Origin of the sequence: Streptomyces canus (assembly GCF_030816965.1) — a bacterium.
In the GTDB taxonomy this organism is placed as follows: Bacteria; Actinomycetota; Actinomycetes; order Streptomycetales; family Streptomycetaceae; genus Streptomyces; species Streptomyces canus_E.
In genome coordinates this window covers 6,042,806-6,056,095 of sequence record NZ_JAUSYQ010000002.1, presented here as the reverse complement: position 1 = coordinate 6,056,095, position 13,290 = coordinate 6,042,806, and the positions used below count along the sequence as shown (strand labels likewise).

11 protein-coding genes and 1 riboswitch are annotated in these 13,290 nt (G+C 69.8%); of the genes, 5 read left to right on the top strand and 6 right to left on the bottom strand.

Annotated features, from left to right (window positions below; genetic code table 11):
- Positions 1 to 86 precede the first annotated feature (86 nt).
- The 3 genes from QF027_RS28865 (at position 87) to QF027_RS28855 (ending at position 4,543) form a co-directional block, all read left to right on the top strand.
- On the top strand, positions 87 to 1,598 hold the full coding sequence (locus QF027_RS28865; RefSeq protein WP_307078004.1) for a peptide MFS transporter: 1,512 nt from the start codon (positions 87 to 89) through the stop codon (positions 1,596 to 1,598).
- A 19-nt stretch (positions 1,599 to 1,617) separates the two neighbouring features.
- Positions 1,618 to 3,612, top strand: coding sequence for a CocE/NonD family hydrolase (locus QF027_RS28860; protein WP_307078002.1), 1,995 nt, complete (start codon positions 1,618 to 1,620; stop codon positions 3,610 to 3,612).
- A gap of 269 nt (positions 3,613 to 3,881) precedes the next feature.
- A riboswitch (cyclic di-AMP (ydaO/yuaA leader) is annotated at positions 3,882 to 4,057 on the top strand.
- 3 nt (positions 4,058 to 4,060) lie between these two features.
- Positions 4,061 to 4,543, top strand: a complete 483-nt coding sequence (locus tag QF027_RS28855; RefSeq protein ID WP_307078000.1) for a transglycosylase SLT domain-containing protein — start codon at positions 4,061 to 4,063, stop codon at positions 4,541 to 4,543.
- On the opposite strand, the gene QF027_RS28850 is transcribed toward QF027_RS28855, so the two are convergent.
- The 5 genes from QF027_RS28850 to QF027_RS28830 all read right to left on the bottom strand — a co-directional run bounded on the left by QF027_RS28850 (position 4,540) and on the right by QF027_RS28830 (position 9,921).
- Positions 4,540 to 5,352 (bottom strand): HAD family hydrolase, encoded by an 813-nt coding sequence (locus QF027_RS28850; protein ID WP_306977676.1) that lies wholly within the window; start codon positions 5,350 to 5,352, stop codon positions 4,540 to 4,542. The genes QF027_RS28855 and QF027_RS28850 overlap by 4 nt on opposite strands.
- 298 nt (positions 5,353 to 5,650) lie before the next feature.
- Positions 5,651 to 6,679, bottom strand: a complete 1,029-nt coding sequence (locus QF027_RS28845; RefSeq protein ID WP_306977677.1) for a LacI family DNA-binding transcriptional regulator — start codon at positions 6,677 to 6,679, stop codon at positions 5,651 to 5,653.
- A 31-nt stretch (positions 6,680 to 6,710) separates the two neighbouring features.
- Positions 6,711 to 7,589, bottom strand: coding sequence for a carbohydrate ABC transporter permease (locus QF027_RS28840; protein ID WP_057607980.1), 879 nt, complete (start codon positions 7,587 to 7,589; stop codon positions 6,711 to 6,713).
- Entirely contained in the window at positions 7,586 to 8,587 is a 1,002-nt protein-coding gene (locus tag QF027_RS28835; protein WP_307077998.1) for a carbohydrate ABC transporter permease, read from the bottom strand. Before QF027_RS28835 ends, QF027_RS28840 begins: the two co-directional genes overlap by 4 nt.
- Complete coding sequence (locus tag QF027_RS28830; protein WP_306977682.1) at positions 8,584 to 9,921, bottom strand: ABC transporter substrate-binding protein; 1,338 nt, start codon at positions 9,919 to 9,921, stop codon at positions 8,584 to 8,586. The genes QF027_RS28835 and QF027_RS28830 overlap by 4 nt, the downstream gene beginning before the upstream one ends.
- 357 nt (positions 9,922 to 10,278) lie before the next feature.
- Between QF027_RS28830 and QF027_RS28825 the strand changes: the two genes are divergently transcribed.
- Together QF027_RS28825 and QF027_RS28820 are read left to right on the top strand one after the other, a co-directional pair.
- Entirely contained in the window at positions 10,279 to 11,427 is a 1,149-nt protein-coding gene (locus QF027_RS28825) for a glycoside hydrolase family 53 protein (RefSeq protein ID WP_307077996.1), read from the top strand.
- 124 nt (positions 11,428 to 11,551) lie between these two features.
- Positions 11,552 to 11,956, top strand: a complete 405-nt coding sequence (locus QF027_RS28820; protein WP_307077995.1) for a hypothetical protein — start codon at positions 11,552 to 11,554, stop codon at positions 11,954 to 11,956.
- Positions 11,957 to 12,065: 109 nt separating this feature from the next.
- Here the strand turns inward: QF027_RS28820 and QF027_RS28815 are convergent, their stop codons facing one another.
- A complete protein-coding gene (locus QF027_RS28815; protein ID WP_307077992.1) occupies positions 12,066 to 13,268 on the bottom strand; it encodes an FAD-dependent oxidoreductase in 1,203 nt (400 codons plus the stop codon).
- Positions 13,269 to 13,290 lie beyond the last annotated feature (22 nt).

The following is a 13,290-nucleotide window of genomic DNA, read 5'->3' as shown; positions in this document are numbered from 1 at the left end:
GCCAGGCGGTATCGGATCACGGCCGGTATGTTTTTGATCACCTGAAAAGAACGGATATCTATCGACTTGTAGGGAAGTAGCCGCCCGTGTCCCGAACCGAAGTCGAAATCGAGCCCGAAGAGCCCGGCGGCAAACCTTCCCCCCAGGACGACACGGCGTTCTTCGGCCAGCCCAAAGGCCTGCTGACCCTCTCCGGTCTGGAGGTCTGGGAGCGCTTCTCGTTCCTCGGCATGCAGGCCATCCTCGTCCTGTACTTCGCCGACACGCTCGCGCACGGCGGTCTGGGCATGTCGGCCGGAACCGCCGCGTCCGTCTCGGCGGCCTACGGCACCCTCGTCTACCTGGTCTCGGTCGCGGGCGGCTGGCTCGCCGACCGCATCCTCGGCTCGTACCGCGCCGTGCTGTGGGGCGGCGTCCTGATCGCCTGCGGCCACTACGCCATGTCCGTCCCGACCGGCACCATGACCTGGGTGGGCCTCGGCCTCATCAGCGCCGGCACCGGGCTCCTGAAGCCCAACGCGGCCACCATGGTCGGCAAGCTCTACGCCACGGACGACGACCGCCGGGACGCGGGCTTCGCGCTGTACTACATGGCGATCAACATCGGCGCCTTCGCGGGCCCGCTGGTCACCGGCTGGCTCGGCGACCACAAGGGCTGGCACTGGGGCTTCTCGGCGGCCGCGATCGGCATGACGTTCGGCCTGATCCAGTACGTCCAGGGCCGCCGCCACCTGGCCGGCCGCAGGGACGCCGCCGAGTTCGCGCTCGCGCCCGAGGCGATGAGGCGGGCGGTGCGGCTGATCGTCGCGGGGATCGTCACCGCGGCGGTGATCGCCACGGGTCTGGCGCTCGCCGGCCTGCTCACCATGGACCGCTTCGTCGACCTGCTCACCTTCGTCTCGGTGGTCGCCCCGGTCGTCTACTTCGCGGTGATGTTCGCCAGCCCCCGCATCACGCCGGAGGAGCGCGGCCGGCTGCGGCCGTACATCGTGCTCTTCCTCGCCTCGACGGTCTTCAACTTCATCCTGTTCCAGGCGTACTCGACGATGATGCTGCTGGCCTCCACGAACGCCGGGACGACGATCCTCGGCTTCGACTTCCCGGCGAGCTGGTACGCCTCCGCGCTGGGCGCCTTCGAGGTCGGACTCGCGCCCGTGGTCGCCGCCCTGTGGGTGCGCATGGGCCACCGCCAGCCGCACGCCTCCCACAAGATCGCCGCCGGAGTGGTCCTCGGCGGACTGTCGTTCCTGCTGATGGTGGTGCCGACCAGTGGAAACGGCAGCGACGACTACCTGATGTCCGCCTGGTGGATCGTCGGCTCCTACTTCCTGCTGGGCCTCGGCGACATCCTCCTGGAGACCTCCGGGATGTCGGCCACCACCAAGCTCGCCCCGGTGGCCTTCGCCGGCCAGACCATGTCCCTGTGGTTCCTGTCGCTCGCCCTGGCGAACGGCATCCAGGCCCAGACGGTGAAGCTCTACGACGACGTCTCGCACCCGGCCTACTTCGGCGTCAACGGCGCGATCGCCGTGGCCGCGGGCCTCGCGGTGCTGGCCGCCGCGCCCTGGCTGCGCCGCACCATGCACCCGGTGCACTGAAACCGACGGGAACCCACCGATGCGCATCCGTACGTCCTTCCCCTACGAGACGACCCACCATGACGTCCGCATCCCGCTGCCGGACGGGACGCTCCTGTACGCACGCGTGTGGCGGCCCCTCACCTCCGAACCGGTACCCGCGATCCTCGAATACCTGCCGTATCGCCTGACCGACTGGACCGCTCCCCGCGACTGGCAGCGCCACCCCTGGTACGCGGGCCACGGCTACGCCTCCGTGCGCGTCGATGTGCGCGGGCACGGCAACAGCGGGGGCGTGCCGGGTGACGAGTACTCCGCGACCGAGCTCGCCGACGGGGTCGAGGTCGTCAACTGGCTGGCCGCGCAGCCCTGGTGCGACGGCAGGGTCGGCATGTTCGGCATCTCCTGGGGCGGCTTCAACTCCCTCCAGATCGCGGCCCTGTCACCCGAACCGCTCAAGGCGGTCGTCACGGTCTGCTCCACCGACGACCGCTATGACAACGACGTGCACTACATGGGAGGTTCCGTCCTCGCGGTGGACATGCACGCCTGGGCGGCGACGATGCTCGCCTTCGTCTCCCGGCCGCCGGATCCGCTCCATGTCGGCGACGCGTGGCGGGACATGTGGCTGGGGCGACTCGAACAGGTCGACCCGTTCATCCACACCTGGCTCGACCACCAGACCCGCGACGCCTACTGGCGCCACGGCAGCGTCTGCGAGGACTACGGCGCGATCGACGCGGCCATCCTCGCGGTGGGCGGCTGGCACGACCCGTACCGCGACACGGTCCTCAGACTCGTCGAGCACCTGCCCGTCGAGCGCGTACGGGGACTCATCGGTCCGTGGTCCCACCAGTACCCGGACCGCGGCCTGCCGCCCGGCCCGGCGATCGGCTTCCTCCAGGAGACCCTGCGCTGGTGGGACCAGCACCTGAAGGACGTCGACACCGGCGTCATGCGGGAACCGCTCCTGAGGGCCTACGTGAGCGACTCCCACGCCCCGGCCACGGTCTACGACACCCTGCCCGGCCGCTGGGTCGGCGAGCCGACGTGGCCCTCCCCGAACGTGACGACGGTGTCGTACGGCCTCCAGGGCCCTGCTGTCCTGGTCCGCTCCCCGCAGCACACGGGCGTGGACGCCGGTCGTTTCTTCCCGTTCGGGAACGACGCCGACCTGCCGCCGGACCAGCGGGAGGAGGACGCGCGTTCGGCCTGCTTCGAGTTCGCGGTGGGTGAGGAGACGTGGGTGCTCGGACGGCCGCGGGTGCGGCTTCGGGTGACCTCGGAGGTGTCGCGCGGGCAGGTCGTCGCGCGACTGTGCGATGTCGCCCCGGACGGGTCGTCGACCCTCGTCACCCGGGGCGTGCTGAACCTCTCGGCACGCCATGGGCGGGACCGGGCGGTGCCCTGGGAGCCGGGCGCGACGCAGGAGGTGAGCTTCGAACTGAACGGCATCGGGCACGCGTTCCCGCCCGGCCACCGCATCCGGCTCGCCGTCTCCTCGGCGTACTGGCCGTGGATCTGGCCGCAGCCCGGGTCGCAGGCGGGATTCACGCTGGAGCCGGCGGGCAGCTTCCTCGAACTGCCGGTACGCGCGCGTGAAGCCTCCTCGGACATCGCGTTCGAGGAGCCGGAGCAGTCCGAGCCGCTCGGCGTCAGCCACCCCGCGACCTTCGACGAGCCGCGCCCCGAGCGCCTGGTCGTCCGTGACGTGGCCAAGGGTGAGTGGCGTCTTGAGGTCGACCCGCGGTACGGCGGCACGCGCGTGTACCCCGACGGTCTGGAGTTCGCCGAGGACGCGCTGGAGACGTACACGATCGACGAGAACGACCCGCTGTCCGCCCGCACCCGCTCGGACTGGTCGATCCGGCTGCACCGCCCGGAGCTCGCCTGGGAGGCGACCGTCCGGACCCGCTCGGAGATCACCTGTGACGGGACCGACTTCCACACCTCGAACGAGGTCGTCTGCACCGACGGCGGTGAGGTGGTCTTCCACCGGACGTGGGAGAAGCGGATCCCACGGACGGCCGGTTGACTACGAGTTGGGCACTCTTGACCGTTTTACCCCTCTTGCGCTCGGCTGTGACTTGGCCCACGCGGACGGGTGCACGCACGTCGATCCGGAATCTGCCGATCCGCCCTTGCCGGAACACCAGTTGAGGCTTGGCGACCGCAAAGGATCAAGTACCCCAAATGCCTCCTACCAAGGTCAATAGGCATCGCATGTGAATTCGCCACTTGTTCCGGACATGTGCTCTCGCATACGTTCCCGGCCTGTCGGGCGGACGCCGAATCCTGCCACCGCCCGTACACCCACCGAGAAACCAGGGCAGGAGCGGGGGACCCAGGTAAGCCGCCGGACCGGGCGTCTTCGGACATACCGGTACGGCTCGGGGTGAAGTCACGCCTTTCGTAGGCGTGGCCGGGCAACTCCAGCCCGAACCCGACAGCTCACCTCGCAGGCGCCGGAGAGGAACTTCGCCATGTCTGCTGCCGCTCAGCACCGACGTACCCGTACCAGCCGTCTCGTCCGCAAGCTCGCCGTCGCCGGCACCGGAGTCGCCGTACTCGCGCTCCCCCTCATCGGCGCGACCACCGCGTCCGCCGCCACCCCGACCGTGCAGACCGCGGCCACGCTCGGCTACTCCAACACCCTGGACGGCTGGATCCGCGCCTCCCTCGCCGTCATGGCGGAGCACGGAATTCCCGGCTCCTACGACGGCATCTACCGCAACGTCATCCGCGAGTCCTCCGGCAACCCCTACGCCATCAACCTCTGGGACTCCAACGCGGCCGCCGGCACGCCCTCCAAGGGCCTGCTCCAGGTGATCGACCCGACCTTCAACGCCTACCACGTGGCCAACACGTCGTGGGACCCGTACGACCCGGTCGCGAACATCACCGCGGCCTGCAACTACGCGGCCCAGCGGTACGGGTCCATCGACAACGTCTGGGGCGCCTACTAGGCCTCCGGAAACAGTCTTTCGAGGACGACGGCGATGCCGTCGTCCTCGTTCGACAGCGTCACCTCGTCGGCCACGGCCCTCAGTTCGGGGTGGGCGTTGGCCATCGCGACACCGTGGGCCGCCCAGTCGAACATGGGGATGTCGTTGGGCATGTCCCCGAAGGCGATCGTCATCCCGGGCCCCAGGCCCAGGTGTTCGGCAGCCAGCGCGAGGCCCGTCGCCTTGGTGACGCCACATGGCTGGAGTTCGACGGTCCCGGGCCCCGACATGGTGACCGTGGCCAGCGAGCCCACCACCGAGCGCGCCGTCACCGCCAACTCGTCGTCGGACAGGTAGGGATGGCGCAGCAGCACCTTGCTGATCGGCTCGCACCACAGGTCGTCGCGGCGGCCGACCCGCACGGCCGGCAGGGTCGGATGGGGCATCAGATAGCCCGGCTCGATGAGCGTGAGTCCGTCGACACCGTCCTGGTCGACGGCCGCGTACACCTGGCCGACCTCGGCCTCGATCTTCCCGAGCGCGGTCTCGGCCAGCTCCCGGTCCAGGGTCACCGACCACAGCAGACGGTCCGCGCCGGCGTCGTACACCTGCGCGCCCTGCCCGCACACCGCGAGCCCCGTACTGCCCAGTTCGTCGAGCAGCGGCCGCACTCTGGGCGCCGGCCGCCCCGTCACGACGAGATGCCGGGCCCCACCCGCGGCCACCCGCGCGAGCGCGGCCAACGACCGGTCGGAGAGGGTGTCGTCGGCGCGGAGCAGCGTGCCGTCCAGGTCGGTGGCGATCAGTGAATACGCGGGGGAGGCGGCCATGATCAGAGAATACGGATGGTTGGCCCCTGCGACTCGACGCGAACCGGACGGCTGCTGCTTTCACATCCGTTGACCGCAGTTCCGGTTCCCGGGGGTACGGCAGCGCGGGACGGTCCGCCGGCATGCGTCATGAGGCCGGGCACGATCGGGCGGGGGCATGTCCCGTGCGGCTCCGCCCTGTTGACGCGGCGGCTGGACGGGAAGCGGTGCGCAACGGCCAGGCCGGCGTGCGCCGCGTCGCCGTGCCCCCACCTGCGTCGTGCGCCTCGCCCATCACACCGCGCCTCCAGCGGAGCGCCTACGCCGAGTCCCGGACCACCAGTTCCGTCGGGAGGATCACCCCGGCCGTGTCCTCGCCGGCGATCTGGGCGAGGAGCATCCGGACCATCTCGGCGCTGATGCGGTCGAAGGGCTGGCGCATGGTGGTGAGGGCGGGGGTGATGGCGGTGGCCGCGGGTGAGTCGTCGAAGCCGCCGACGGTGATGTCACCGGGCACCGAACGACCGGACTGCTGAAGGACGTTGACGACACCCAGGGCCATGAGGTCGGAGGCGACGAAGACGGCGTCCATGTCGGGGGCCTGGGCCAGCAGGCGGCGGGCCGCCCGTTCGCCGCCGCTGCGCCGGAAGTCGCCCTCGACCACGAGCGCCGGGTCGTAGGGCAGGCCCGCCTCGGCGAGCACGTCCCGGTAGCCGGCCAGCCGGTCGGGGCCGCCCGGCATGTCCAGCGGCCCGGTGACCATGCCGACGCGGCGCCGGCCCCCGGTGAGCAGATGGCGGACCATCTCCTGCGCGCCCTCGCGGTCGGCGGCCGCCACGTAACTCACCTTGGAACCGAGCCCTATCGGCTTGCCGCAGACCACCAACGGGATCCCCGCGTCGTGGAGTTCGGCGGCGACCGGGTCGCCGCTGTGGTTGGAGAGCAGCAGCACGCCGTCGACGTGACCCGACGTGATGTACCGGGTCAGCCGGCGCCGGTCGTCGTCGCTCTCGGCCAGCATCAGCAGCAGCGGGATGTCGTGCTGGGCGAGCCGCTCGGTGCAACCCCGCAGCAGGACGTTGAAGTTGGGATCCTCGAAGAACTTCTCCTGGGGCTCCGTCAGCAGGAACGCCACCGAGTCCGACCGGCCGGTACTGAGGCTGCGCGCATGCCGGTTGACCACGTAACCGGTCTTCCTGATGGCGGCCTCCACGGCCCGCCGGGCGGCGGGCGAGACGTAGTGGCCGCCGTTCAGGAAGCGGGAGACGGTGCCCCGCGAGACGCCCGCCTCCCGGGCCACGTCGTGGATGGTCGGGGGCCTTCGGCGTCCGTTCGCGCTGGTGGTCATGTTCCTCGTTCGTGAAGGTGGGTCCGGGGCCTCAGGCCTTGACCGAGCCGCTGAGCAGGTCCAGGGACCAGAACCGCTGGATCACCAGGAAGAGCCCGATCAGCGGGAGGATCGCGAGCAGACAGCCGGTGATGACCAGGGTGTAGAGCGCCGGCTGCGAGGCGCCCTGCGCGAGCAGCGTGTAGAGGCCGAGGGTGATCGGGAACTTCTCGTCGTCGGCGAGCATCACGTAGGGCAGCAGGAAGTTGTTCCAGATGCCGACGAACTGGAAGAGGAACACCGTGATCAGGCCCGGCATCATCATCGGTACGGCGATCCGCGAGAAGATCCTCCACTCGCTCGCGCCGTCCATGCGGGCCGCCTCCATCAGCTCGGCGGGCACCGAGGCGGCCGCGTAGATGCGGACCAGGTAGACGCCGTACGGCGAGAGGATCGACGGCAGCAGCATCGACCAGTACGAGTCGGCCATGCCCAGCTTCGACAGCAGCAGGTACTGCGGTACGGCGAGCACGATGGACGGCACCAGGACGCCGGCCAGGATCATCTTGAAGATGGCCTCACGGCCCCGGAAGGCGAACCGGCCGAGCGCGTAGCCGCCGGCGGCGGAGACCGCGGCCGAGAGCAGGGCGCCGAAACCGGCGTAGAAAGCCGAGTTGGCCATCCACTTCCAGAAGATGCCGTCGCGGTAGTCCGTCAGGTCGCTCAGGTTCTGGAGGAAGCCGCTGCCGGGAGCGAAGGTGAAGGTGGAGAAGAGCTCCGACCGGTCCTTGGTCGCCGCGATGACCACCCAGGCGATGGGGATCAGGCAGTACAGGGCGCCGAGGAGCAGCACGAGCGTCGGCACCCAGGCCGTACGCCGTGCTTTGGCGGCCCTGCCGGTGGTGTCGGCGGTGAGGGTGAGGGGGGTCATGCCCGGTCCTCCCGGGTGTAGCGGTCGGAGATGCGCAGCAGGGTGAAGGAGAGGACGAACGTGGCCAGGGCCAGGACGACCGCGGTGGCGGAGGCGCCGTAGATGTCGGACTGCAGGAAGGCCTTGTCGTAGATGGCCATCAAGGGACTCCACGAGCTGGGCAGACCGTTGGTCAGGGGCTTGAGGGCCATCGGCTCGGTGAAGACCTGGAGGGTGGCGATCACCGAGAAGAAGAAGGTGAGCACCAGGGAGGGCATCACGATCGGGATCTTGATCCTCAGGGCGATGTTGAGGTTGGACGCGCCGTCGATCCTGGCCGCCTCGTAGATGTCCGGCGGGATCGCCCGCAGAGCGGTGTAGATGACGATCATGTTGAAACCGGTGCCGCCCCAGACCGCGATGTTCGCGAAGGAGAGGTAGAGGTTGCCGCCGTCGAACAGGTCGGGCTGCGGGAGGCCGAACTTGTCGAGCAGGTAGTAGAAGGGGCTGACGTCCGGCAGGTAGAGGAAGCCCCACATCAGGGCGGCGATGATGCCCGGCACCGCGTAGGGCAGGAAGATCATCAGCCGGGCGAAGGGCGCGCTGCGCGCCTTCGGGGTGTCCAGCATCAGCGCGAACAGCAGCGCGAGGCCGAGCATGGTCGGGATGACGATGAGGCCGTAGCCGAAGGCGCGCAGCACGCTGTGGCCGAACTCGGAGTCCTTGAGGACGTCGGTGTAGTTGCCGATGCCGTTCCAGACCTGTGAGCGGGCGCCCTTGCCGAGGCCGATGCCCTTCACCTGGACCTTGTGCAGGCTCAGCCAGATCGCGTACCCGATGGGCACCACGGTGAAGGCGGCGAAGAGGGTCAGGGTGGGCACCAGGAACCAGTACGGTGCGCTGCGACCGCGACCACGGCGGCGGGGGCGGCTGGGGCGGACGGACTGGGCGGTGCCGGTGCCGTCCGCCAAGGGCCCGACCTCGGTGAGGTCGGAGCCCTTGAGCGGAGCGCTGGTCATGCCTCGGTCACCTCGAAGCCCTGCTTCTTCATGTCGCCGAAGGTCTTCGACTGCACGGTGGCAAGGGCGGAGTCGAACTGGGACTCCTTCTTCGCCTTGGTGGCCTTGCCGAACGCGTCCTGGAAGGTGGTGTAGGCCGTGTTGACGTTGGGGCCCCAGGCCGCGGCGGCGGTGGTCGCGGCGATCTCGCCGGCCGTCGTGTAGAAGTCCGCCTGGTTGGAGAAGAACTCCGGCGTGGTGAGGACGTTCCCGGACTGGCCCTTCGTGGCGGCCGGGTAGATCGCGACCTCCTTGACCAGGGCGGCCAGCGCCTCCGGGTCGGTGTTCAGCCAGGTGGCGAACTTGGCGGCGGCCTCGGCGTGCTTGGAGTCGGTGGAGACACCGGTGGAGGAACCGCCCCAGCTCCCGGTGACGTTCTCGCCGGACTTCCACTGCGGCAGCGGGGCCATGCGCCACTTGCCCTTGGTGTCGGGGGCGGAGGAGACCAGCACACCGGGCGCCCAGACGGCGGAGACCCAGGCGAGGTGGGTGCCCTTGTTGAGGGCGTTGTTCCAGGCCGGGGTGTACATCGGCTGGTTGTCGATGACGCCCTCCTGCACCAGGCCGCCCCAGAACTCGGCGACCTGCTTGGTGGCGGCGTCGTCGATGCCGACGGTCCACTTGCCGGCCGAGTCGACGGTCCACCACTTGCCGCCGGCCTGCTGGGCGAGGCCCGCGAACAGACCGGGGTCGTTGGAGGAGAACGTGGTCAAGTAGGCGTCCGGGACGGCCTTCTTGGCGGCGCGGGCGGTCTCGGCGAACTCCGTCCAGGTCTTCGGGACGCTGAGTCCGTGCTTCTTGAAGAGGTCCTCGCGGTAGTAGAACATCAGCGGCCCGGCGTCCTGCGGGATCGCGTAGAGCGCGTCCGTGCCGAGGGTGACCATGCCCCAAAGGCCCTCGGCGAACTCGGACTTGGTGCTGCCCGCGTACTTGGTGATGTCGGCCAGGACGTCGTTGGAGACCAGGGTCGGCAGGGACTGGTACTCGACCTGGATGAGGTCGGGGGCGTTGCCGGCCTTCTTCGCGGTGATCAGCTTGGAGACGATCTCGCCACCGCTGGCCTGCTTGGACACGGTCACCGTGATGTCCGGGTTCTTCTTGTTCCAGATCGCGGCGACCTTCTCCATGTTCGGAGCCCAGGACCAGTAGGTCAGCTTGACCGGTCCGCTGCTCCCGCCGGAGTCCTGGTCGTCGGAACCGCCGCAGGCGGCGAGGGTGCTCGTGAGGCCGAGGGCTGTGGCCCCGGCAAGGATGCTGCGCCTGCTGATCTGGCGGCGGTTGATCGACATCTTCATCTCCCCTGACTTGGAACCAGCCGGTCTCGGGACGTCGCGCGTTCGCGGCAACCGCCGTGGGGGGAGGTTCTGCGGACGTGACCGAGAGGCAGTGCGCGAGGGCCGCGCGGCTCTGTGATCGTGCACAGTAGAGAATTGTTTCGGGCCCTTGTCAATGGAGGGGGCGTGGGGTTACCTACTTGTTGCTCGCCGATGACAGGGGTGAGGGGCGCTGTGCACGATCACAGAAAATGAGGGTTTTCTTGGTCGTCCGGCGTTTCGCCGGCTCCCCTCACCCCGTTTTCCCGGCCTTGTCCCGGCCGCCGAAGTCACCGCAGAGCCGGTACCCCGCGAACGTCCCCGAAAGGACCCTTTGACATGCGCAGACGCAGTGTTCTCGCCGCTGCCGGAGCCGCCACGCTGGCCGCACCGGTGCTGGGGGCGACCCAGGCCGTGGCCGCTCCGGTCGTTTCCGGCGCTTCCGGCGGCCGTTGCCTGGAGATCCGGGGCATCGACATCTCCTCGCTGCCGAAGAACGAGGACCACGGGGCGGTGTACCGCACGGCCGACGGCCGCCGCGAGGACCCGATCCGCCTCATGGCCCAGGCCGGTGTCACCCACGCCCGGCTCAAGGTGTGGGTGAACCCGGCCGACGGCTACAACAACAAGGCGCACATCCTGCCGCTGGCCCGGCGCCTCAAGCGGGCCGGGGTCGGCATCTGGATCGACTTCCACTACTCCGACAGCTGGGCCGACCCCGCCCACCAGACCAAGCCGGCCGCCTGGGCGGACCTGGACGTGGCGGGTCTGACACGCGCGGTGTACGACCACACGGCCGACGTCCTGGGAGCGCTGAAGCGGCAGGGCACGCCTGCTCAACTCGTGCAGATCGGCAACGAGTTGAACGGCGGGCTCATCTGGCCCGAGGGCAACTGGGAGCACTTCGACACCATGACCGCCTTCCTCAAGGCGGGCCTGAGCGCGGCCAAGGACACCACCCCGCGCGTCCGGACGATCCTGCACCTGGCGAACGGCGGCGACAACGGGCTGTACCGCTGGTGGTTCGACAACATGGTGGCGTACGGCGTCGACTTCGACGTCATAGGGCTCTCCTACTACCCGTTCTGGCACGGCCCGATCGCGAACGCGGCCGCCAACATGGCGGACATCACCGCGCGTTACGGCAAGCCGTGCGTGATAGCCGAGACGGCGTACCCGTTCACGCTGGAGAGCGAGGACGACGTCAACGACATCCTGAACGACCCCTCACAGCTGACCGAGGGCTTCCCGGCCACGCCCGAGGGCCAGGCCGCCTGGCTGCGCGCGGTGGCCGACCTGGCGGCCGGTGTGCCGGACGGGCAGGGGCTCGGCTACTGCTACTGGGAGGGCCTGTGGACCTACCGCGCCGGCAGCGGCTGGGACCCGGCGGACCCGTCCTCGGGCAACGCGTGGGAGAACCTGGCGCTGTTCGACTTCCAGGACAGGGCGCTGCCGGGGCTGCGGACGCTGGGGCGTTATCGGTCGTAGGACGGGCCGCCCGGTGTAGTGGGCTACACCGGGCATACACCGGGCAGCTCCCTCGTGGCCGCGGCCGGGCGACGGAATCGTGGAGGGCATCGAATCCCGTCCCGAGAAACGGTTGGCCACAGCCATGCGCCCTCGCAGCAGCCTCTCCATCGTCACCGCCCTGACCGCCGTCGCCCTCACCGCCGTCCTCGCCACCGGCTGTGACCCCCACGACGTGGACAACTCCCTGGACTGCGTGTCGAACGCCGACACGATCGCCGACAGCGTCAAGGCCATCCACGAGGCCGGCTGGGACGCGGTGACAGACCCCTCGAAGACCGACGAATCCATCGCCACGATCGACAAGAACGTCGACGAGATCAACAAGGCCCGGGGCGACGCGGCCGACAGCAAGGTCGACAAGGCCGTCAAGGACCTCGACAAGGCGATCGAGGACTACAACAAGTCCATCCTCGACGGAGACACCCACCCGGACTCCGGCAAGATCGACGCGGCGGCCGACCGGCTGAAGGACGTCTGCACGTCGTGAGGCCGGCCGTGGGCCGCCGCAGGTGACGTTCGCCCGTCAAGAAGCGGCGTCCGGTGAGTGCTCTCGGCGTGCCGGGCGTCGCGACGGGGCGAACGTTGCCTGCCGGGCACTAGCCGTGGGCCGCCGCCAGGTGGCGGGCGAGCCTCGGGGAGGCGAATTCCGTGCCGCACACGAAGCGCATCACCGGGCCGTAGGACGCCGCCGCCGGCAGGCCGGTGAAGTACAGGCCAGGTACGGAGGAGACGTATCCGGCGCCGAGCCTGGGCGTGCCCCGGCTGACGGCGAGGGCGGTGCGCAGTTCATGGCCGAGGAAGTCCATCGCGGCGAGGTCGACGCGGTAGCCGGTGGCCGCGATGACGTGGTCGGCGGCGAGGCGGTCCATGGTCCCGGTGCTGGTGAGGACCTCCAGGCTCGGGTGCCCCTGCGACGTGTCCGCCTTGAGGATGCGCTCCACCTCGGTGACCCGCACCTTCCCCTCGAAGCGGTCGCGCAGCCACCACGCGCCGAGCGGGCCGAGGACCCGTCGGACCAGGAAGTGGCGGGTGCCGGCCGGGAGGTGGCGGTAGGGGTGCGGGTAGTAGGTCAGGGCCCACAGCGACCAGGCCCGGCCGAAGGGCGACTCGGGGCGCAGCCTGGGCTGCTTCCACGGCGGTGCGCCGAAGGCCACGCTGCCGCGGCCGCGGGCGACCACCCTGACCTGCGCGCCCGCCTCCGCCGCCAGGGCGGCCGTCTCCAGCGCCGACTGGCCGGCGCCGACGACGATCAGCTCCTTGCCGGAGTAGCGGGTGAGGTCGTGGTGCTGGGAGCTGTGGGAGACCGGGCCGGTCGGGGCGGGTCCGTCGGGTGCGGCGGCGGCCAGCTCCGGGGGCAGGTGGGAGAACCCCGACAGACCGGTGGCGACGACGACCGCCCGCGCGGTGAACGACTCCCCCGAGTCGAGCTTGAGCTGGAAACCCCCCTGCTCGCTCCGGTCCACGGACACCACCCGCACCTGCTCCAGCTCGGGCACCAGCTTCTGCTGGAACCACCGGCCGTAGGCGATGAAGGTCTCCACGGGGACGATGTCCTCGTCCGTCACCAGCCGGGGGATCCCCGCCGCGTCGCAGTAGTCGACGAGGGTGTGCCCGTGCTGGGGCGCGTCGAGGTTGGAGGCGGCCGGGGTCGACTTGAGGAGCATGCCCGCGGGCATGTGGTCGCGCCAGCTGACCATGGGATCGCCGAAGACGCGCACGGGTATGCCACGCGCCCGCAGATGGGCGGCGGTCGACAGGCCGAATGGCCCGGCGCCGATGACTGCTACCGGATGGATCACGAAGTCCCTCCCCAGGACGTCA

Excerpts from the sequence above, each read along its gene's own strand:
- QF027_RS28860 (WP_307078002.1), top strand. The coding sequence starts at position 1,618 with ATGCGCATCCGTACGTCCTTCCCCTACGAGACGACCCACCATGACGTC.
- QF027_RS28820 (WP_307077995.1), top strand. The coding sequence starts at position 11,552 with ATGCGCCCTCGCAGCAGCCTCTCCATCGTCACCGCCCTGACCGCCGTC.
- QF027_RS28845 (WP_306977677.1), bottom strand. The coding sequence starts at position 6,679 with ATGACCACCAGCGCGAACGGACGCCGAAGGCCCCCGACCATCCACGAC.
- QF027_RS28830 (WP_306977682.1), bottom strand. The coding sequence starts at position 9,921 with ATGAAGATGTCGATCAACCGCCGCCAGATCAGCAGGCGCAGCATCCTT.
- QF027_RS28850 (WP_306977676.1), bottom strand. The coding sequence starts at position 5,352 with ATGGCCGCCTCCCCCGCGTATTCACTGATCGCCACCGACCTGGACGGC.
- QF027_RS28835 (WP_307077998.1), bottom strand. The coding sequence starts at position 8,587 with ATGACCAGCGCTCCGCTCAAGGGCTCCGACCTCACCGAGGTCGGGCCC.
- QF027_RS28840 (WP_057607980.1), bottom strand. The coding sequence starts at position 7,589 with ATGACCCCCCTCACCCTCACCGCCGACACCACCGGCAGGGCCGCCAAA.
- QF027_RS28855 (WP_307078000.1), top strand. The coding sequence starts at position 4,061 with ATGTCTGCTGCCGCTCAGCACCGACGTACCCGTACCAGCCGTCTCGTC.
- QF027_RS28825 (WP_307077996.1), top strand. The coding sequence starts at position 10,279 with ATGCGCAGACGCAGTGTTCTCGCCGCTGCCGGAGCCGCCACGCTGGCC.